The organism is Arthrobacter sp. NA-172, from assembly GCF_043952055.1.
In the GTDB taxonomy this organism is placed as follows: Bacteria; Actinomycetota; Actinomycetes; order Actinomycetales; family Micrococcaceae; genus Arthrobacter.
The window spans coordinates 2,287,877-2,308,239 of the sequence record NZ_JBINOT010000001.1 but is presented as its reverse complement, the minus strand read 5'-3'; the positions used below and the strand labels follow the sequence as shown (position 1 = coordinate 2,308,239).

Annotated in this window: 17 protein-coding genes and 4 pseudogenes; 13 read left to right on the top strand and 8 right to left on the bottom strand. The window is 63.8% G+C overall.

Going from position 1 to position 20,363, the window contains the following annotated elements; all coding sequences use genetic code 11:
- Nucleotides 1-7 precede the first annotated feature (7 nt).
- The gene (locus ACF0H6_RS11420) at nt 8-295 is read left to right on the top strand and encodes a MoaD/ThiS family protein (protein ID WP_395249693.1); all 288 of its coding nucleotides are present in this window, start codon (nt 8-10) and stop codon (nt 293-295) included.
- A gap of 16 nt (nt 296-311) precedes the next feature.
- Here the strand turns inward: ACF0H6_RS11420 and ACF0H6_RS11415 are convergent, their stop codons facing one another.
- Both ACF0H6_RS11415 and ACF0H6_RS11410 read right to left on the bottom strand, forming a co-directional pair.
- Nucleotides 312-548: a hypothetical protein gene (locus ACF0H6_RS11415; protein ID WP_395249692.1), complete on the bottom strand. Its 237-nt coding sequence runs from the start codon at nt 546-548 to the stop codon at nt 312-314.
- 197 nt (nt 549-745) lie between these two features.
- A pseudogene (locus ACF0H6_RS11410) lies at nt 746-2,063 on the bottom strand (MFS transporter).
- Between the two features lie 206 nt (nt 2,064-2,269).
- On the opposite strand from ACF0H6_RS11410, the gene ACF0H6_RS11405 reads away from it, so the two are divergent.
- The 12 genes and pseudogenes from ACF0H6_RS11405 (at nt 2,270) to ACF0H6_RS11350 (ending at nt 13,741) form a co-directional block, all read left to right on the top strand.
- Nucleotides 2,270-3,040 (top strand): IclR family transcriptional regulator, encoded by a 771-nt coding sequence (locus ACF0H6_RS11405; protein WP_395249691.1) that lies wholly within the window; start codon nt 2,270-2,272, stop codon nt 3,038-3,040.
- 166 nt (nt 3,041-3,206) lie between these two features.
- Nucleotides 3,207-4,130 carry a shikimate dehydrogenase gene (locus ACF0H6_RS11400; RefSeq protein WP_395249690.1) on the top strand — a complete coding sequence of 308 codons (924 nt, stop codon included), beginning with the start codon at nt 3,207-3,209 and terminating at the stop codon, nt 4,128-4,130.
- Nucleotides 4,130-6,015: pseudogene (locus tag ACF0H6_RS11395) on the top strand (TIM barrel protein). Before ACF0H6_RS11400 ends, ACF0H6_RS11395 begins: the two are co-directional and overlap by 1 nt.
- A 49-nt stretch (nt 6,016-6,064) precedes the next feature.
- Entirely contained in the window at nt 6,065-6,937 is an 873-nt protein-coding gene (gene pcaH, locus ACF0H6_RS11390; protein ID WP_395249937.1) for a protocatechuate 3,4-dioxygenase subunit beta, read from the top strand.
- Between the two features lie 3 nt (nt 6,938-6,940).
- A complete protein-coding gene (gene pcaG, locus ACF0H6_RS11385) occupies nt 6,941-7,534 on the top strand; it encodes a protocatechuate 3,4-dioxygenase subunit alpha (RefSeq protein WP_395249689.1) in 594 nt (197 codons plus the stop codon).
- Nucleotides 7,531-8,946: pseudogene (locus ACF0H6_RS11380) on the top strand (lyase family protein). Before pcaG ends, ACF0H6_RS11380 begins: the two are co-directional and overlap by 4 nt.
- A pseudogene (locus ACF0H6_RS11375) lies at nt 8,939-9,753 on the top strand (alpha/beta fold hydrolase). Before ACF0H6_RS11380 ends, ACF0H6_RS11375 begins: the two co-directional pseudogenes overlap by 8 nt.
- Nucleotides 9,750-10,196 (top strand): 4-carboxymuconolactone decarboxylase, encoded by a 447-nt coding sequence (gene pcaC, locus ACF0H6_RS11370; RefSeq protein WP_395249688.1) that lies wholly within the window; start codon nt 9,750-9,752, stop codon nt 10,194-10,196. Before ACF0H6_RS11375 ends, pcaC begins: the two are co-directional and overlap by 4 nt.
- Nucleotides 10,193-11,431: a thiolase family protein gene (locus ACF0H6_RS11365; protein ID WP_395249687.1), complete on the top strand. Its 1,239-nt coding sequence runs from the start codon at nt 10,193-10,195 to the stop codon at nt 11,429-11,431. The genes pcaC and ACF0H6_RS11365 overlap by 4 nt, the downstream gene beginning before the upstream one ends.
- 5 nt (nt 11,432-11,436) lie before the next feature.
- The gene (locus ACF0H6_RS11360) at nt 11,437-12,126 is read left to right on the top strand and encodes a 3-oxoacid CoA-transferase subunit A (RefSeq protein WP_395249686.1); all 690 of its coding nucleotides are present in this window, start codon (nt 11,437-11,439) and stop codon (nt 12,124-12,126) included.
- A gap of 1 nt (nt 12,127) precedes the next feature.
- Nucleotides 12,128-12,829 carry a 3-oxoacid CoA-transferase subunit B gene (locus ACF0H6_RS11355; RefSeq protein WP_395249685.1) on the top strand — a complete coding sequence of 234 codons (702 nt, stop codon included), beginning with the start codon at nt 12,128-12,130 and terminating at the stop codon, nt 12,827-12,829.
- 102 nt (nt 12,830-12,931) lie between these two features.
- Nucleotides 12,932-13,741 (top strand): IclR family transcriptional regulator C-terminal domain-containing protein, encoded by an 810-nt coding sequence (locus ACF0H6_RS11350; protein ID WP_395249684.1) that lies wholly within the window; start codon nt 12,932-12,934, stop codon nt 13,739-13,741.
- Between the two features lie 186 nt (nt 13,742-13,927).
- Here ACF0H6_RS11350 and ACF0H6_RS11345 read toward each other — a convergent pair whose 3' ends face one another.
- The 6 genes from ACF0H6_RS11345 to ACF0H6_RS11320 all read right to left on the bottom strand — a co-directional run bounded on the left by ACF0H6_RS11345 (nt 13,928) and on the right by ACF0H6_RS11320 (nt 20,355).
- Nucleotides 13,928-14,968 (bottom strand): zinc-binding dehydrogenase, encoded by a 1,041-nt coding sequence (locus ACF0H6_RS11345; protein WP_395249683.1) that lies wholly within the window; start codon nt 14,966-14,968, stop codon nt 13,928-13,930.
- Between the two features lie 25 nt (nt 14,969-14,993).
- Nucleotides 14,994-15,947, bottom strand: coding sequence for a PfkB family carbohydrate kinase (locus tag ACF0H6_RS11340; protein WP_395249682.1), 954 nt, complete (start codon nt 15,945-15,947; stop codon nt 14,994-14,996).
- Nucleotides 15,940-16,728, bottom strand: a complete 789-nt coding sequence (locus tag ACF0H6_RS11335) for a cyclase family protein (protein ID WP_395249681.1) — start codon at nt 16,726-16,728, stop codon at nt 15,940-15,942. The genes ACF0H6_RS11340 and ACF0H6_RS11335 overlap by 8 nt, the downstream gene beginning before the upstream one ends.
- Before the next feature lie 21 nt (nt 16,729-16,749).
- The gene (locus tag ACF0H6_RS11330) at nt 16,750-17,763 is read right to left on the bottom strand and encodes a substrate-binding domain-containing protein (protein WP_395249680.1); all 1,014 of its coding nucleotides are present in this window, start codon (nt 17,761-17,763) and stop codon (nt 16,750-16,752) included.
- 10 nt (nt 17,764-17,773) lie between these two features.
- The gene (locus ACF0H6_RS11325) at nt 17,774-18,790 is read right to left on the bottom strand and encodes an ABC transporter permease (protein ID WP_395249679.1); all 1,017 of its coding nucleotides are present in this window, start codon (nt 18,788-18,790) and stop codon (nt 17,774-17,776) included.
- Nucleotides 18,791-18,903: 113 nt separating this feature from the next.
- Complete coding sequence (locus tag ACF0H6_RS11320) at nt 18,904-20,355, bottom strand: ATP-binding cassette domain-containing protein (RefSeq protein ID WP_395249678.1); 1,452 nt, start codon at nt 20,353-20,355, stop codon at nt 18,904-18,906.
- Between the last annotated feature and the right edge of the window lie 8 nt (nt 20,356-20,363).

Below are 20,363 nucleotides of genomic sequence, written 5' to 3'. Positions count from 1 at the left end.
ACGGATCTTGTCCGACATCACAGTGGTTTTGCCCAGTGTCCTCCAGCCCATCGCCGGCGGGCAGTCCTACCTGACTGCGCCCGCCGACGGAGCTGTGACCGTTGAAAGCTTGCTTGATGCTGTGACCGGGAACTACCCGGTGCTGGCCCGGAGGCTCCGGGATGAAACCGGGTCCCTCCGCCGCTACGTGAATATTTACGTGAATGGCGAGGAGGTCCGGCGTCTGAAAGGTCTGGATACTGAGGTTGCGGCCGGCCAGGAGGTTTTGATTATCCAGTCCGTGGCAGGCGGCTGAGTGGTTCGGGGCCGGATCAGGCCACTCGCCAGACGGTGCATTCGTCCGCATTGATGGCTTTGCGCTGGCCGGTCAGCTGATCCATGATCCAGACGACGCCGATGCCCGGGGCCGTTTCCTGGACGCTTCCCCTGCGGATGACCACGTCATCGTAGGAAGGTCCGACGGAGAGGCGGGCTTCGATCTGGTCGCCGCGGTGCAGTTGGTCAAGGGCGCGGATTCGTGTGGGGTGGGTTGATACTTCCTTCAACATGGTGGCCTCCCGGGCTGGAGCTGCCAGCGGTTGCCGGCTATTCCAGTGTGGCGGACCAATGTTGCGGGGTGGTTTCGGCCGGGTTAAACGCAAGCGCGAACTGGCAGATGATGACCCTTGCGTGCGTTTTAGGGGTCATTTGCTGCCAGTTCGCGCCGTTGTTGGTGGAGCAATGGAAGGGTAGTACGAGGGAGGGGCTACTTGAGGCCGAGCTCCGCCGTCGGGGTCCTAAAGGATTCCCGGGCAGTCATCGCGGAGACGGCCGCGATGATGCAGATGACGCCGGTGAAGATACTGATCTGGACCCAGCCGCCCGCTTTGGTCCCGCCCATGGTGGCCACGATCGCCGGAGCGAAGCCTGCCATGAGGAAGCCAAGCTGCGTGCCGATGGCCAAACCGGAGAAGCGGACCTTGGTGCTGAACATCTCGCCGTAGAAGGAAGGCCACACAGCGTTGGCAGCCGCGTATCCGAGCGAGAAGTACACCACGGACACCAGGAACATAAGCGGCACGTTTCCGGATTCAAGGGTCAAAAGGAATACGGGAGTCATGATGGCGCTGGCTACGGCACCATAGATAAAGATGGGCTTGCGGCCGATTCGGTCGGCCATCCTGCCGAAGACCGGCTGGGTGCCGAGGGCGACCAGGCTTCGCCGCCACCACGAGCCACAGGGTGATGGTGCTGTTCACGTGGGCTACGTCCTTGGCGTAGGTGATGGCGAGGGTGCCGAAAACAGTGCTCACAGCGGAGATGAAGGCGCAGCAGACAACTCGCAGGACGTCGCGCCAGTGCAGCCGGAGGAGGTCGGCCACCGGGAGCTTCGCGATCTCATTGTTCTTCTTGGCCTCTTCGAATGCGGGCGGCTCGTGCAGCGTGCGGCGGATGAAGAACGCCACCAGAACCACGACGGCGCTGAGCCAGAACGGGATGCGCCAGCCGATGCCGTACTTGACGTCGTCCGGCAGGGCGACCACGGGGATGAAGATCAATGCTGCGAGGATCTGGCCGCCCTGGGTTCCCGTGAGGGTCCACGATGTGAAGAAGGAGCGGCGGTTGTCCGGTGCGTGCTCCAGCGTCATGGACGAGGCGCCGGCCTGCTCGCCGGCGGCCGAGAGTCCTTGGCAGAGGCGGGCAAAGACCAGCAGGGCGGGAGCCCACCAGCCGACCGTCTTGAAATCGGGGAGGCAGCCGATGATGAACGTGGCAGCCCCCATGAGCACCAGCGTGAACATCAGCACGCGTTGGCGGCCGATACGGTCACCGAAGTGCCCCAGGATGATGGCACCGATGGGCCTGGCCACGTAAGCGAAACCAAATGTCGCGAAGGACATGATGGCTGCGTTGGCGTCGGCGCTGGGGAAGAAGACGTGCGGGAAGATCAAGGCCGCGGCCGAACCGAAGATGAAGAAGTCGTAGTACTCGACGGCGCTACCGAGGAAGCTGGCGAGGGCTGCCTTCTTCGGCGTACCCGCCGTGGCGGTGCCCGGCGTCGTAGACGGGATGGTGTGACTCATGGTGTTCCTTTGTGTGACGGCGATGTCGCATCTGGCTGAAATGTGCGTGCCTGAACACTGATGTGGGTCCGACGGCAGCCTCGCTCTGTAGCCACATTATGAGAGCTACTTGTGCGATACAGCAATGATGGCTGTGAGCGTAGTCACTTGTCAACAGTTTTACTCACCATCTAGATATAGCTCTCACGATGTGGCAATCTTTACCTATGGATGTGAAGGAAGACACAAAAACCGACATGATCGGCAAGGCCCTTGGCCTACTTGTATTGCTGGGTAATGAACCGAAGGGAGCCAGCGCTTCCGAGCTTGCCCGCCAGGCAGACCTGCCCTTCAGCACCGTTTACCGTTTGCTCGGGTCCCTGACCCGCGACGGGTTTGTGGACTATGAGGCGGATGGCCGCCGCTACCACTTGGGCCTCCGTGTCTTCCAGTTGGGGCAGCGTGTGTCCAACCATCACGGCTTCGCGGGGACTGCGCGGCCCATCCTGCAGCGGGTCACGGAGGGCACCGGCGAGGCCACTATCCTTGCGGTCCGGGACGGTCATCACCACCTCACGGTCAACAAGGTGGACGGACCCCAAATGTTCCGGGTCACGAGTGATCCGGGGTACCTCGGAATGCTGCACACTACTGCCGTGGGCAAAGCGCTAGTTGCTTTTGCGGACGACGACGAGCGGCAGGTCCTCGTGGAAGAGCTCGAGTTGGAGCCGCTCACGGAGTTCTCACTCACCGATCGCGATGCCTTCCGCCTGGAAATCGAGAAGGTCCGGCGCCAAGGCTATGCGGTCATGGATGAGGAAAATGAGGTGGGCATGCGCGCCGTCGCCGTCCCCGTGCTGAATGCCCAGGGGGTAGCCTTCGCCTCCCTTGCCACCGCAGTCCCCGTCTTTCGGATGACGGTGGAGCAGCTTGTCGCCGTCGTGCCCTTGCTGCGGAGCGCGGCGGCCGAGCTCGCGGACCGCCTGCCGCAGCGCTAACAGCCCTCACGGCAATCACTTATGTTCGCGATAAGAACATTAGTGCAATATGTGAACACTTTGTGTAGTCTGATTCATACCGCCCGGCGGAGCAGCAGGTTCTGGACGTCCCCAAGGAATCCAGGAGAGCCTATCCACGGGTGCAGTTGTCAAAGGAGCAATGAGCATGAGCAACCGAGCCGAATCCTTCCTGGTGGGCCTTATTGGCGAGGGCGTCACGCCTTCGCTGACGCCGCCCATGCATGAGAAGGAGGCCGACGTGCAGGGGTTGCGCTACCTGTACCGGCCCATCGACCTGTTGGAGCTCTCTCTGCCCGGCTCCGCCGTCGGCGATCTCCTGACCGCAGCCTCCCGGCTCGGTTACAACGGGCTCAACATCACTCATCCGTGCAAGCAGCTGGTTCTGCCGTTCCTGGACGAGGTTTCCGAGGATGCCCGGAGGCTCGGCGCCGTGAACACCGTGCTGATCCAGGGCGGCCGTTTCTTCGGCCACAACACGGACTTCTCAGGCTTTGGTTCCGCTTTGGCCAGCGGCCTTCCCGACGCCGGCCTGGAGCGCGTCGTTCAGCTCGGTGCCGGTGGTGCCGGCTCCGCCGTCGCGTACGCCTTGCTCTCGGCGGGTGTGAAGACGCTTGATCTTGTGGACGTGGACCCCGCCCGTTGCGCCGAACGGGCGGCGGAACTCGCAGGGCTGTTCCCGGGCAGCACCGTCACAGCGCGCACGACGGCGGAGCTGCCGCAACTGATGCCGCTGGCCGACGGTCTGGTGCACTGTACGCCGGTGGGCATGGCCGCGCATCCAGGCCTCCCACTGGACATGTCCCTCGTGGAACCCCGGCACTGGGTAGCTGACATCGTCTACCGCCCGATCGAGACCCAACTTGTCCTTGAGTCCCGCGCCAAAGGTTGCCAAGTGCTCGACGGCGGACGCATGGCGGTGGGCCAAGCCGCCGACGCTTTCCGCATCTTCACCGGCCGCGACGCCGATCCCGACCGGATGCGCGCGCACTTCCTGGACCTCATCCGAACCGAAGAAACCAAAGCCGAAGAAGCCAAGGTTGAAACGGCCCTCGCCGGGGCGGGGCACTGATGCGCACGGGAATCGCTACCGTTTGCCTCTCCGGCACGCTCAAGGAAAAGATGCAGGCCTGCGCCATCGCGGGTTTCGACGGCATCGAGATCTTCGAACAAGACCTCGTCACCTCCCCGCTGAGCCCGGAGGACGTTCGGAAGATGGCCGCGGACCTCGGACTCGGCCTGGACCTGTACCAGCCGTTCCGCGATTTCGATAGCGTCTCCGAAGATATCCTGCAGGAAAACCTGCGCCGGGCTGACGCCAAGTTCAAGCTCATGTCCCGCCTCGGCATGGACACCATCCTGGTGTGCACCAATGTGGGAACTGCCACGATCGACGACGACGACCTCCGGATTGAGCAGCTCGCCCGCCTGGCCGGGTTGGCCGGAGACCATGGCGTCAAAGTCGCCTACGAGGCCCTGGCCTGGGCAAATACGTCAACGACTACGAGCACGCGCACCGCTTGGTGGACGCCGTGGACCACCCCAACCTAGGGACGTGCCTGGACTCCTTCCACATCCTTTCGCGCGACTGGGATACGGCTCCCATCGAGTCCATCAAGCCCGAGAAGATCTTCTTCGTCCAAGTGGCCGACGCCCCGAAACTCTCCATGGATGTGCTTTCCTGGAGCCGGCACTACCGCGTATTCCCGGGCGAAGGACAATTCGAGTTGGCCAAGTTCATGGGCCACGTTGCCCGCGCCGGCTACTCCGGTCCGGTCTCGCTGGAGGTCTTCAACGACGTCTTCCGCCAGTCGGATGTGGATCGGACCGCCGTCGACGCCATGCGATCCCTGATCTGGCTTGAGGAACAGAGCGCCAAATGGCTGGACATGTCCCCCGCAACCACCGACGGCGAGGTGTCCGCGAAAGCTGCCGGCCGCCGTCGTTATCCCATGGAACTGGCCACGCTGCCCAAGGTTGCCGAACCGGCCGGGTTCAACTTCGCCGAGGTCAAGACCGACAGTCCCGCGCAGCTCGAGACACTTTTGGGCCAGCTCGGCTTCGAATTCGACGGCCGGCACCGCACCAAGGACGTGCAGTTGTGGTCCATGGGCCACGCACGCGTCATCATCAACGAACAGGCGCCGTTGCACAGTGAACCCGCTATCGCGGCGCTGGGGTTCGACGTCGATTCTCCCGTGATTGCCTCGGCCCGCGCCCAGCAACTCAAGGCTCCTGTGGTGCCGCGTAAGGTCCAGGCGGACGAGGAAGTGTTCCAAGGCATCGCCGCCCCGGATTCCACCGAGATCTTCCTGTGCCAAGGAAACCCGGACGGCACCGCGGCCTGGACTGGTGAATTCGGACAGGGTTTGGAGCGTGCCGGTGCCTCCCTGAGTGCGGTCATCGATCACGTGAACCTGGCCCAGCCATGGCAGCACTTCGACGAAGCCGTGCTCTTCTATACGAGTGCCCTGGCGCTGGAACCGCAGCCGTTCGCCGAGGTGGCGAGCCCCAGCGGGTTGGTGCGTTCGCAGGTGATGCAAACCAGCGACCGTGCCGTGCGCCTGGTCCTGAACCTTGCTCCTGTCATCCAGCAGGGCAACGGTGGCCGCAAGACCTACCAGGAACACATCGCCTTCGCTGTGGATGACCTCGTGGGCGCTGCCCGGGCGGCGCAGGCGCGCGGGCTGGAATTCCTCCGGATCCCGGCCAACTACTACGAGGATCTGGACGCCCGCTTCGCCTTGGAGCCTGCGTTCCTTGCGACCCTCAAAGAACTGAACCTTCTCTACGACAGGGATGCCAACGGCGACTTCCTGCACTTCTACACCGCCACCGTGGGCAGCGTGTTCTTCGAAATGGTGGAACGCCGCGGCAGCTATGACGGCTACGGCGCCCCCAATGCCCCGGTGCGGCACGCCGTCCAGTACGACTCACTGCACGCCCACCGTAACTAAGCAAGATCACTTGATAACAGAAGCAACCACCCGAAAGGAGCCGGCCGTGCTGCTAGACGCAAATGCCGGGCACCACCAAGACGACGAGCTGGTACAGGCGGCCGAACCGCATGCGGCCCACGCGCCGTCGGGCGCCAAAGTCGAAACCCAGGCGGATCTCAGCGCTGAGATCAGGGCGATCGGCGACGCGTACGCCCGGGCGTTCAAGGACGGCGCGGCGCCGGAGACCCAGCCCCGCTTGGACTTCGCGCCGTACCGCAGCAGCATCCTCCGCCACCCCACCAAGAGCCTGCACCATGCGGACCCTGAGACCATCGAGCTGTACTCGCCGGCGTTCGGGCACCAGGACGTGCACGCGTTGGAGTCGGACCTCACCATCCAGCACAACGGCGAACCCCAAGGCGAGCGGATCATCGTGCAGGGCAAAGTGCTCGACGGCGACGGCCGCCCGGTGACCGGCCAGCTGGTGGAGATCTGGCAGGCCAACGCCTCCGGCCGCTACATCCACAAGCGGGACCAACACCCGGCCCCCCTGGATCCGAACTTCACCGGCGTCGGACGCTGCATCACCGGACCGGACGGCGCCTACCGCTTCACCACCATCAAGCCCGGCGCCTACCCGTGGAAGAACCACCTCAACGCATGGCGGCCGGCGCACATCCACTTCTCGCTGTTCGGCACGGACTTCACGCAGCGCATCATCACCCAGATGTACTTCCCGGGTGACCAGCTGTTCCCCCTGGACCCCATCTACCAGTCGATTGTGGACCAGGATGCCCGCGACCGTTTGGTGGCAAACTACGACCACGAGCTGACGAGCCCCGAGTGGTCCCTCGGCTACAACTGGGACATTGTCCTGAGCGGCTCGAAGCGGACCTGGACCGAAAATGAAGCCTTTGGCGACGCCGGGGATGAGGAGTAGAACGTGAGCAAGCTGACACCCACCCCTGGCCAGACTGTTGGCCCGTTCTACGGCTACGCCCTTCCTTTTAACAAGGACAACGAGCTCCTCGCCCCGGGCAGCGCCGGGAGCATCCGCCTTCAGGGCACTGTGTACGACGGCGCCGGAGAGCCGATTCCGGACGCCATCCTCGAGATCTGGCAGCCCGACTCCGAAGGCAACGTAGTCCAGCGCACCGGCTCCTTGGTCCGCGACGGCTACACCTTCACCGGTTGGGGCCGCGCCGCGGTAGGAAACTCCGGCGTCTTCACCTTCACCACGGTCAACCCGGGACCAACTGAAGTGGGAGCCGCTCCGTTCATCTCAGTGGTGGTCTTTGCCCGCGGCCTCATGAACCGCCTGTTCACCCGCGTCTACCTGCCGGAAAACGAGGAATCGCTGGCCGCTGATCCGTTGCTCAGCTCCCTTGATCCCGAGCGCCGCCGTACCCTGATCGCACGCCGCGATGCGGATGGCGGCCTCACGTGGGACCTGCGCCTCCAGGGCGAGAACGAGACTGTTTTTCTCGAATTTGAGCGCTTCGAAGGCGCCTCCCAAGTCAACGGCGCCTCCCTATGAGTGGCGACGGCGATTTCGGGCTGCTCAGCCCGGTTTCGGCGTCGCCCGCCGTGGTGGCGCTGACGGGTGACCGTGCGGTCATCGCGGCCATCCTCGACGTCGAGGCCGCCTGGGCGTCCGTGCTGGAAGATGCCGGGCTGGCACCTGCCGGTTCTGCCGCCGTCGTTGCCCGGGCCGCCGATCCGAGTTTGTATGACGCCGCGTCTTTGGCCCAACGCGCACAAGGTGGCGCGAACCCGGTCATCCCGCTGCTGACCGATCTCCGGGCCAAGGTCAAGGGGCTCGACGCTAGCGCGCTTGCCGCCGTGCACACCTCGCTGACCAGCCAGGATGTCCTGGATTCGGCCCTGATGCTACTCGCCGCCCGGGTCGTCTCCGCACTCCGCACCGAAGTAAAGGGCACGACGACGGCGCTCGCCGGCCTCGCTGTGGAGCATGCGGATACGCTGTGCGTCGGCAGGAGCCTGACCCAGCACGCGCTGCCTTTCACGTTCGGGCTCAAGGCGGCCCAGTGGTTCCACGGAGTGGCTGCCGCGGCCCGTCGTCTGGAGTCGCTCGAATTGCCGGTGCAGTTCGGTGGCGCCGGTGGCACCTTGGCAGCCGGTACCGTGCTCACTTCCGGATCCTCCGCCGACCCGTTTGCGCTGGCTGATGGCTTGGCCGTGAAGTTGGGCCTGGTTCCCGCGCCTGCTCCGTGGCACACCAACCGCCTGGCGGTCACTGGGCTCGGGGACGGTTTGGCCGCCTTGACGGATTCCCTCGGCAAAATTGCCTCGGATCTGCTGTTCCTGAGCAGGCCGGAGGTCGCCGAGCTGGGCGAGCCACTTGCCGCGGGCCGCGGAGTCTCCTCGGCCATGCCGCAAAAGCAGAACCCGGTCTTGTCCGTACTGATCCGAAGCGCTGCCCTCCAGGGTTCCCGGGCTGGCCGCCCAGTTGCACTTGGCAGCGGCCAACTTCAACGACGAACGCCCGGACGGCGCCTGGCACAGCGAATGGCCTGCCTTGCGGCAGTTGCTCCGACTGAGCCTCGGCGCGGCTACCCAGCTCCGCGAGCTCGTCGAAGGACTCCGGGTCTTCCCCGAGGCGATGCGCCGCAACCTGGAAATCTCCGGGCCGTTGCTGCTCAGTGAAGCTGTGGCGTCCGCAGTTGCGCCGCTCCTGGAACTGAGGGCAAGCAGCGGCTGCAAGCCGTCGTCGACGAAACCCTCCAAACACCGGCAGCGGAGCAAGCCCGTATCCACGCCAAGCTTCTTCGCGAGGCCGTGCCAGCTAGCAAGCTCTCTGACGCCGAACTCGCTGCCCTCCTGGACCCCGCGAACTACGTGGGCCAAGCGGCGGAAATCAGCCGCCGCATCCTGGCCGCGTATCCGGAGTTCTCCAAAACCCAGCCGAAGGGAGCCGAACATGGCTAAGCCCAACATCAACGCCGTGCTGCTGTCCCCGCAGCGCACCCTAGGGGAGAAGCCGCTCCTGGTGGTGGGGACCTCGCTCGGAACGTCCACCGTGCTTTGGACCGAGGCGGCGGCCCTACTCGGCGCCGGCTACGACGTCATCGGCTGGGACCTTCCCGGCCACGGGGTCTCGCCCGCGGCCTTGGAATCGTTCAACGTGGCCGAACTTGCCGACGCGCTGGTGGATCTGGTGGATTCGATCGCGCCCGGTACGGTTTTCCATTACGCCGGGGTCTCCCTGGCGGTGCGATCGGGCTGCAACTAGGCATCAAGCATGGCGAGCGACTCAAGAGCCTGTCCGTGCAGTGCACCGGAGCGAAGATCGGCACCCCCGAAGGATGGCTGGAACGCGCCAAGACCGTTCGTGCCCAAGGTACGGCCGTGATGATCCAGGGATCGGCGGCGCGCTGGTTCGCTCCCGGTTTCATGGATCGCCAACCGGTGTTCAGCAGCCGGCTCCTGCACTCCCTGCGCGACGCCGATCCCTTCAGTTATGCCTTCTGCTGCGAGGCCCTCGCAGGATTCGACGTGCGCGCCGAACTGGGCAGCATCACCGTCCCCACGCAGGCGCTCGCGGGCGTCGAGGACACTGTTGCGCCGCCGTCGTTCGCTGAAGAAATTGCGGACGGCATCAACTCCAGATCCAACACAGCCGGCGGTATCGCTATCGCTATAGCGCTCGACGGCGTCGGGCACCTGGCGCCCGCTGAGGCGCCCGCCGTCGTCGCCGACATTATGCGGACATTCATGGAAGAGGCTGGGAAATGAGCCCCTCCACCGGTCACGAGCGCAACGGAGCCGTTCAGCCCGACGCGACCTCGCAGGAAATCTACGACGCCGGCATGGTGGCCCGCCGCGAAGTGCTCGGCAACGTGCACGTGGACCGCGCCAACGCCAAGAAGGACGAATTCACCGGCGACTTCCAGGACATGATCACCCGGATCGCCTGGGGTGGGATCTGGACGCGGCCCGGACTGGACCGGCGCATGCGCTCGGCCGTCACCATCACAGCCATGGTGGCGCATGGGCATTGGGAAGAACTGGCCATGCACATCCGCGCAGCCATCACCAACGGCCTGAGCAGGGACGAAATCAAGGAAATCCTGCTGCAGACCGCCATCTACTGCGGAGTCCCCTCCGCCAACACCGCATTCAAGACCGCACAACAGGTCTTTGCAGAAATTGACACAGCAGAAATGGACAAAGCATGAACCAGGCGTATGTGTACGACGCCGTGCGCACACCTTTCGGAAAATTCGGCTCGGGCCTCGCTGGTGTCCGTCCGGATGACCTCGCTGCCCACGTGGTCCGCGAATCCGTCAAGCGTGCCCCGGCCCTCGACGTCGAACGTATCGACGAGGTGGTGTTCGGCAACGCCAACGGGGCCGGCGAGGAGAATCGCAACATTGCCCGTATGGCCACCCTCCTGGCCGGGCTCCCGACGTCGATCCCTGGTACCACGGTCAACCGCCTGTGCGGTTCCTCCCTGGATGCCGCGATTATCGCGTCACGCCAGATTAACGCCGGCGACGCCGAGCTCATGCTGGTGGGCGGCGCCGAATCCATGAGCCGCGCCCCCTGGGTGCTGCCCAAGACCTCGAAGCCCTACCCCGCCGGGGACATGACGTTGGCCTCAACCACCTTGGGTTGGCGGCTGGTCAACCCGGCCATGAACAAGGACTGGACTATTTCCCTGGGCGAGGCAACCGAGCGGCTCCGTGAGAAGTATGGGATCACCCGCGAACGCCAGGATGACTTCGCCGCGGCCTCGCACAACCTCGCCGCCGCGGCGTGGGACGAGGGCTTCTACGATCAGTTGGTGACCCAGGTGCCGGGCACGGATCTGGTCCGGGACGAAGGCATCCGCGCGGGTTCGACGGCGGAGAAGCTCGCCGGGCTCAAGACCGTGTTCCGCCCGGAATCGGCTGACGCCGCCGCAGGTAAGACAACAGGTGGGACCGTCACCGCCGGCAACGCCTCCCCGCTGTCCGACGGCGCCTCCGCGGCCTGGATCGGCAGCGAAAGCGCCGCCGGGCTGCTCGGGCTGGAGCCGCTGGCACGTATCGCCGGCCGAGGTGCGCACGGCAACGACCCCCAGTTCTTTGGCTACGCGCCGGTAGAGGCTGCGAACAAAGCGCTCGCGAAGGCGGGCATCGGCTGGGACCAGGTGGGCGCCGTCGAACTCAACGAGGCCTTCGCGGCGCAGTCCCTGGCCTGCATCGACGCGTGGGGGATCGACCCTTCCATCGTGAACCGCCACGGCGGAGCACTCGCGATGGGCCACCCGCTGGGCGCTTCGGGCACCCGGATCCTGGGTACCTTGGCCCGCAGCCTGGAGGCCTCCGGCCAGCGCTGGGGTGTTGCAGCGATCTGCATCGGCGTCGGGCAGGGCCTGGCTGTGGTGCTGGAAAACGTGACTTCCGGCGTAGCCGGGAAGGGAGCCTGAAGGACATGCTGACATTCATTGACACTGTCGGCGAGGCTGTTGCCGGCATCAAGGACGGTTCCACCGTCATGATCGGCGGATTCGGCAATGCTGGCCAGCCGTTCGAACTCATTGACGCGCTGCTCGACTCCGGTGCCACCGGCCTCACCGTGGTGAACAACAACGCAGGGCAGGGCGATCAGGGCCTGGCGCTGCTCATCAAGGAAGGGCGGGTCCGCAAAATGATCTGTTCCTTCCCGCGACAGTCCGATTCCTGGCACTTCGATGCTAAGTACAAGGCCGGGCAAATCGAGCTGGAACTCGTTCCGCAGGGCAACCTCGCCGAGCGCATCCGTGCTGCCGGGGCAGGCATCGGCGGCTTCTTCACCCCCACCGGCTACGGGACCATGCTGGCCGAGGGCAAGGAAACCCGCATCATCGACGGCCGCGGGCAGGTCTTCGAGACGCCGATCCACGCCGACGTCGCTCTCATCAAGGCGCTCAAGGCCGACGGCAAGGGCAACCTTGTGTACCGCAAGACGGCCCGGAACTTCGGTCCCATCATGGCGGCGGCAGCCAAGCACACGATTGTCCAGGTGTCTGAGATCGTCCCGACGGGCGCGTTGGACCCGGAGAACGTGATCACTCCCGGAATTTACGTCAACAGCATCGTCCGCGTGGCCGGCACGGTCGGCAAGACAGAGCAGGTGGCCTGACATGAGCATCCAGACACGCTCGCTCCAAACCTCGGCGACGCCGCTCGGCCGCGACGAGCTCGCCGCCCTGGTGGCCCGCGACATCGCCCCCGGCTCCTTCGTGAACCTGGGCATCGGCCAGCCCACGCTCGTCTCCAACTACCTCACCGAAGAGCAAAACATCACGCTGCACACGGAGAACGGGATGCTCGGTATGGGGCCGGAGGCTCAAGGGGACGGGATCGACGGCGACCTCATCAACGCTGGCAAGATTCCCGTCACAGAGCTCCCTGGAGCCTCGTATTTTCACCACGGCGATTCCTTTGCGATCATGCGCGGTGGCCATTTGGACATCTGTGTGCTCGGCGCTTTCCAGGTGTCCGCCACGGGCGATCTCGCCAATTGGCACACCGGGGCACCGGACGCCATTCCGGCCGTCGGTGGCGCGATGGACCTCGCCACCGGCGCCAAGGACGTGTTCGTCATGATGACGCTGCTAACCCGCGACGGCGTGTCCAAACTGGTTGAGCACTGCAGCTACCCGCTGACAGGCGTTGGCTGCGTGACCCGCGTGTACACGGACAAGGCCGTTTTCCTGACAGGGCCCGACGGCGTGACCGTGCGTGAGACGTTCGGCTGCACCTTCGAAGAACTCCAAGCGCTGGTTCCGGTCCCGCTGGTGCCGTTCAAGGAGAAGGCGGCCGGCGCCGTCGTCGGGGTCTAACCACGAGCGCGAGAAAGCGGAAGCGCGAACTGGCAGCAGATGCCCCCAAAAACGGATTTTGAGGGCATCTGCTGCCAGCTCGCGCCAATAAGATTGGTAACCATGACCGACGCAGCAGTTGCAGGTGCCCCCCAAGCGAGTGACCAGTACGTGCAATCGCTGGCCCGCGGATTGTCCGTGATCCGTGCTTTCGATGCCGCCAACCCCGTCATGACGCTCAGCGAGGTGGCGGCGCGTACCAATCTGACGCGTGCGACGGCCCGCCGGTTCCTGCACACCCTGGTTGAGCTGGGCTATGTCCGCACGGACGGCAAGACCTTCGCGCTCACGGCCATGGTGCTGCAGCTTGGCTACTCGTACTTGTCGGCGCTGTCCCTGCCCCAGCTCGCGCAACCGCACCTTGAGGAGTTGTCGCTGAAGCTGGGGGAGTCGACGTCGGCCGCCGTGCTGGATGGAGCGGACATCTTCTACGTGGCCCGCGTGACCACGCGCCGGATCATGACGGTCGGGATCTCGGTGGGCACCCGCTTCCCCGCCTACGCCACGTCCATGGGTAGGGTGCTTCTGGCCGGCCTGCCGCAGCAAAAACTGGACGAGTACCTGTCCTCGGTGGAGTTCAAGGCCTTGACGCCGCGGACCATAACGTCCCGCGAAGAGCTGGTGGCCGAGCTGGACCGGGTGCGCAAGCAGGGCTGGTGCCTCCTCGACCAGGAACTGGAACTCGGGCTCATGTCCATCGCTGCGCCGGTGTGGAATCACAATGCCGGCCATGTGGCGGCAGCGGTCAACGTCTCGCTCCAAGCCCAGAACGTCGCTGCGCAGGCAGACCCCGAGGCGTACCTCGAAGCGGTCCGGGAGCAGATCGTGGGGACCGCGCGGGCGATATCCCAGGACGTCTCGGCGAAGCATTAGCGGCCAGCGAGCCACCTTCGCGTGGAAGTGCGCTGGGCTCGACGTCTCCGGCTTGAGGGCGACCGTGGCCCCGACGTCGATGACCCTCGGCGGTCTGCTCAAGCATCTGGCCTATGGCGGCCGGAGCGGAGGCGGTCACAGCACAGTACCGCCAGGACAGCTCTGCGGACGCGGCAGCGCGCCCCCTCAGCCTGCAACCGTGGCGGAGTGTCCATGCGATATGACGACCTTGAGTGCGTCGATCTGTCCCGTGAGCATTTGTCGGAAGGCTTCGGCCGTCTCACTCAAGGGGAAGACTCGAAAGAGCTGTTCGGGTTTGGTGGTTGGCGGGATCAACCCGTTTGTCAACAGACGGGCGGCTGTCATGAAGTCGTCGCGCCGGTACATCTGTACTCCGATCACGGATCGTTCCTGCCTCTGCATCGCCGGCCCGTCGAGAATCAGCCGTTCCGGCTCGACTCCTACGAGCACGACTCTTCCGCCCCTACGGGTAACGCCTAGTCCAAGGTCGACGGCGTCATTGGATCCGACGCACTCCATGAACACATCCAGGCCGTCCGGGCGGTTGAGGGCAGTCTTGTAGGCGACGGCGTCGTCGAGGGCACGGATGGTCTCCAGTCCGAGTTCGGCAGCGAGGTTCAGGCGAGACTGCTTGATGTCGGTGATCACTACCCGCGATGCACCGGAGTGCTGGAGAGCCAGCGCCGTGAACAGGCCTACGGGGCCGGCCCCGATCACGAGACACTCGTCCTCGGCCGATGCCCGCGCTCGATCTGCCGCGTGCACTCCGACGGCGAGGGGTTCGATTAGTATCCGTAATGCGTCTGGCACGTCTGGCGGCACGGCGAACAAATTGCCTTCGGGCACGCGGACGTATTCAGCAAGCCCCCCGGGTCGTTGAGCGCCTATGACTTCCATTGCGTCGCATAGGTGTGGGTCTCCGCGAAGACAGCTACGACACGTTCCGTCGCCTACCGGAGGGAAGACCATCACGACGTCACCTCGTTTGAAGGGGATACCGCTGGCTTCTTCGACGGTTCCCAGCACCTCGTGCCCGAGTACCATGGGTGGCTTGAGCACCGGGTGAAGGCCGCGATACATCTTGAGGTCCGAACCACAGATCCCAACCTCGGCGACACGGACAATAACCTCTCCGGCTTCAAGCACGGGCCGCTCCCGCGTCTCCAACAGGAATGTTTCGGGTTTCTCGAGTTTTGCTACCTTCATAGGTAAATTCGTCATGTTTCCTCTCTCACTTTCGGTCCTGGCAACTGCTGGCGCTCGCTGTGGCGACGGCCTCGATCAGCTCGATTTCATAAGGCATGGATGACGAACACGACGGCCGTGATGCGACGATCGCGCCGGCGACGTTTCCGAAGCGCGCTGACTCTATGAGGGGACGCTCGCGGAGCAGCCCGTAGCCGAGTGCGGCACAGAAGGCGTCGCCCGCACCCAGGCCGTTGATTACATCGACACGCGTCGGTGGCAGTACGGTGGACGTTCCGTCGACGTGGACCGTAGAGCCTGCTGCTCCGCGCTTTACGATAAGCGGTACCCCGGGCGGCACGCTCACTTGAGAGGTTTCGACTTCTTCGACGTTGCCGACGATGATGCTCGCGTGTCGGACGGCACGTGCCATCCAGTCTCTGTACTCGACCGGATCCGGCCAAAGGGCCGCTCGGTAGTCGAGGTCAAGGATGGTCGTGTGGCGGTGCGCCTCTAGCGCTGTCAATGTCGCATCCGCGCTGGGTTGTTGACAGAATCCCGTGCCGCTGACGAACAGCAGTGGTGCTCCGGCGATGCGGTCGAGGCCGAGGTCTGCCTTGGTGATCTGCAGGTCGGCGGCTGTGGGCTTGCGGTAGTACAGGATGGGGAACCGGTCAGGCGGCCATGATTCGAGAAACGCTAGTGGGGTGGGCCAATAGGGGTCGGTACTCACGGAACTCGTATCGACGCCTTCGCCGGATAGGAACTCCCTGGCGAAGGTTCCATGACCGTCGTCTCCCACCCGTGAGATGACTGCAGTGCGTACGCCTAGCCTCGCCAATGCCGTTCCGACGTTCCCGGCGAAGCCGCCGAGGGAACGTTCGAACGATTGAGCCCTATTGAGCGCAGTGCGTACGGGGAGGGCGAAGAGGTCGATGTTCAGTCTCCCCATCACATACGCTTCAATCGGCCGGTGGAGCGTTGGTCCGGAGTCAGGCATTCGGGATCCAGACCACGGCTCGTCCCGGACCACCTGATGAGCGGGCGATCTTCACTGGCATGAACTGAAAGGTCCCATGGTCGGGCGGGACGTCCTTGAGGTTGGCGAGTCCTTCGATGAAGACCTGTCCGTTGGAGAGTCCTTCGACGTGCGCGGGGATGCCGTCATGGGCGGCACCCATACTCGGAGCGTCCGTTCCGACGCAGCGAACCCCGCGATCCAGAAGCAGCCGAATGGTTTGGACTGAAGGGGCGGGCCACCCAGGAGACGCTTTCGTGACTGCGACGTCAAGGGCATAGCCGTTTCCTCGGGGGAACGGATGGTAGTGCTTCTGGTCCCAGTCGCTCCTGAAGAGAACAACATCTTCGGCGGTGAGCGCGCGCCCTCCTCGGCCGCGCTCGAACATCTCGATGTGCTCGGGCTCGATCCAAGGGCTCTCTCCAGGTTGACTCCCTACCAGCCCGGTGACGTCGATGCAGACTGCGTTTCCGACGAATTGAAGCAATGGCACCAAGTCACCCAGGATGGCGCCCTCCTCACCAGGCGCGTGCTTTGGCAGGAAGTGGGACGGCGCATCAAAATGTGTTGCGATGTGCTCATCCATGATTAGGACTTCCGTAAAGTAAGGTCCACACGAGGCCCACGCTTCCGGCCCGTGTGTTTGTTCCTCGAAGTAGTTCCAGGTGCGGCGTACGAACGGCACATGGGCCGGCCAAGTAGTGGGGTAGCGCTCGTCGATGGTGAGCGTAAGGTCGATCGGTCGTGAGTCTCTGAAAAGCACGATATCCCTCTGTCGCGGTGGTTAGTAGGCGCCCGCGGAAGCCGGGTAGATTCGCTTTAACGCGTCCTGCAGCGCAGACGTATCGATGTTTCCCGGGGTAAGCATCGGCTGTTTGAGCGCAATGGCCTGGCTTGTCGGCTGATTGTCCAACGCCTTGCCCAGCTGGCTGGTGGCGTCATATCCCTGGCCGAGGGCCTCTTGGAGGAAGAGGGCCTGGATCTTTCCACCGCGCACGAGCTTTACTGTCGTGGGGCTGCCATCCGTGGCCGCGATCGCAACCTTGTCGGTGAGGCCCCGCTCGGAGAGTACCTGGGCCGACGCGGTACCAGCTTCGTCGTACATTGCGTAAATACCGGTGATGTCAGGGTGCGCCGTTAGCAGGTCATTCGCGAGTCCTACCGCCTCGCCCAGCGTCAGGATCTTGGACTGGATGACCTGCACGAGGTCACATCCGTCGGATGCGAAGGACTGCTCAGCTCCCGCGAGGTACTTCTGAGCGTTTTCGCGGTCTTGGGGAATCGACAGCATACCGACCTTGTTGCTCCCTCGCTTCTTTGCGGCATCGCAGATGAACTTTCCCTGGGCCACGCCGGTCGCTTCGTTGTCGGCGGTGACGGCTGAAACGTAGTTCTTCTGGTCCTGCGTTGGGCCAATGGCCGCGAACGACACCGGGATGTTCTTCTCCTTCGCCAGGGCTAGAACCGGAGCGGCGCTTGCTGAGCTGACAGGCGCCAGCACGATCGCGCTCGCTCCTGCGGAGATGGCAGTCTTGACGTTCGTCAGCTGCTTGGCTTGGTCGTTGTTGGAGTCGTAACTAACAAACTTCATGCCCAGCTCTCCGGCTCGATTCTTCACGCCCTCACTGACCCACTGCCAGTAGTTGACGCCCATTGAGGCTGAGACGAAAGCTATGGTCTTGGGGCCGGAACTGCCCGTGTCCGTGGTTCCGGCCCCGGAGCTGCAGGCGGCGAGTGCGATAGTCATGACGCCAGCCGTAGCCACAGCCGCCAGTCCCCGTCGAATAGTGGTTCTCATTTGGTTTCTCCTACTTATTGATTAACGGAAGAATGCGGGCCGGCTCGGTACGCGTTCGTTTGAACAGCCGCGTAAAACGACCGCCAGATACGTTGATGACACGGTCGGCGAGAACGGCGATGAGGATGACGGCACCAGTTACGGTTCCCTCCCAGAAGCTACTGATGCCGCTGAGGTTCACGACATTCTGAATCGTCGTGATGATGAGGGCGCCCAGCAGGGCGCCAATCGCGGTTCCCCGCCCCCCGAAGAGGCTCGCACCGCCGATAACGACCGCGGCGATCGCCTGCAGCTCGAACCCGGTGCCCGAAGAGACTTCGGAGTTGGAGAGGTAGGACAGCGTCAGGATGCTCGCAAAGGAGGCGCACAGCCCTGAAAAGATGTAGACCGAAATGATGGTGCCTTTGACGGGGATTCCCACGAGGCCGGCCGCCTTCTGATTGCTTCCTATCGCGTAGACCCATCGTCCGGGGACCAGGAATGCCAAGAACAGCTGCACAACGATGACGAGAAGGAAGGCAAAGAAGTAGTAGTTCGGGATGCCCAATACGTCACCGTAGTAAATCTGGGTGAAATCGGCATTCGTTACCGGCACCGAATTGCCGCCGGTAATCACGAAGGCGAGACTTGCGGCGACCGATAACGTGACCAGTGTCACGATGAATGACGCGACTTTCACTATCGCAACGAGGAGGCCATTTACGAGACCGGTGACCAGGCCGGTCGCTAGACCCGCGGCGACGCCGACGGCGGCGCTGGCACCGTTGTGCATAACCACCGCGGCCACCATGCCGGACAGGGAGAAAACCGATCCTACCGACAAATCGATGCCCGCGGTCGCGATGACGGCCAGCTGTCCCATCGCGAGGATGATCAGCGGCAAGGCAGCCTGGATCACGTTGGTCAGGTTTCCGGGCGTGAGTACAACGGGGCGAAACACGCTCGTGGCCAGAACGAGCACGACGAGGGCAACTGCGACAACCAGTTCGGTCGGACCGAGACCGGCGGCCCGGCGCCACGTTCCCACCTTTCCTCCACGTTGACGTCGGAGAGTCGGTTCGGCTGTCTGTTGAGTTGTGGAGGCCATGGTCCGTTCCGTTCGTTCTGCGTGAGCGGTTGTCTTCGGGTTTCTGAAATCGGTCATGTCGTTCCCGTCTGACGCAGGAGCTGCGTCTCGTCTGTCTCCGGGGTCTCGAGCAACCGGTGTGGTTCGCCGTTCACGGTGAAGGCGAGGATCTGCTGGGAGATGGCGAGCAGTTCGCGATTCTCCGTCGACCACCACAGGACGATGACGCCGGACTCGGCCATCGTTCGGATCAGTGCATAAAGATCCGACTTCGTCTTTACGTCCACGCCCCGCGTTGGTTCCTCGAGGAGCAAGATCGTGAGCGGAAGGCCGAGCCACCTCGCGATGAGGACCTTTTGCAGGGTTCCACCTGAGAGCGACTGCGGGAGAGCCTCGACATCGACGTGGCCGAAACCGAGAATGTCAGCCTGTTTCCGAACTGCATCCTCCTCAGAGGGGCGACGAAGCATTGTCTTCTTCACTACCTGCCGGGCGAGGACCGCGTTGTCTCTGATGGAGAGGTCCGGGAAAACTCCTTTGTCGGCTCGGTCGCCCGAAATATAGCCGACTCCCTGTCGGATGGCACGGCGCGGGGAGGATGGGTTCCACACCTTTGCACCGACGGTCACCTCCCACTCTTGTTGTTTAGAGGCTCCCAGCAGCGCATTGAACAGGGAGGCCGGGCCTTGCGGCGTGCCAGCGAGCCCGACGACGGTGCCGGCTTTTAGGTCAACCGTTATTCCGGACGCCCGATGGTGGATCGAGATCGATGCTTCGCCGTTGGACTGGCTCTGTGGCGCTAATGGGCGTTCAGCTTCAGCGTCGGAGAGCAGTGTCGCGCCGAACATCTCCCGGACTATCTCCGCATCGTCGATCTCTGCGAGGGGCCGCCGGTCGACGACCGTGCGGCCGTCCCGCAGCACAGTCGCGACGTCCGCGATCTGCCTGATCTCGTGCATACGGTGAGACACCAGCACGAGGCCGATCCCCTGTTCACGGAGGGTCCTGAGCACGGTGAAGAGCTTGTCGGTCTCGTCGACGGTGAGGCTTGCGGTGGGTTCGTCCAGCAGGATGAGGTCTGCTCCACTGCTGAGTGCGCGGGCGATTTCCACCATCTGCAACTGGTGCAACTGGAGGGTTCCGGCTATCGTCCCCGGCCGGATATCGGAGTGGGTGAGGCCGAGGAGCGCCAACACGCGCTCCGTTTCCGCGGCCGACTGCTTCCACGGGAACACGGGTCCCCCCTGCCTCCCGAGGTTGATATTCTCTGAGACGGTAAGTTCCGGCAGGATGGCGAGCTCCTGATGTACGACCGCGACCTTTTCGGTGGCGAATTCAAGAGTCCCGCCATCGGCAGGAGTCGCCTTGGTCAAAATTGAGATCAGAGTGGACTTGCCGGCGCCGTTGCCTCCGAGAAGCGCGTGCACCTCACCGCGACGCAGTGTGAGATCCGCACTGATCAGCGCTTTCGTGACGCCGAACGATTTGGTGACAGCTCGTGCCTTCACGAGTAAGTCTGTAGTCATTTGCTCCT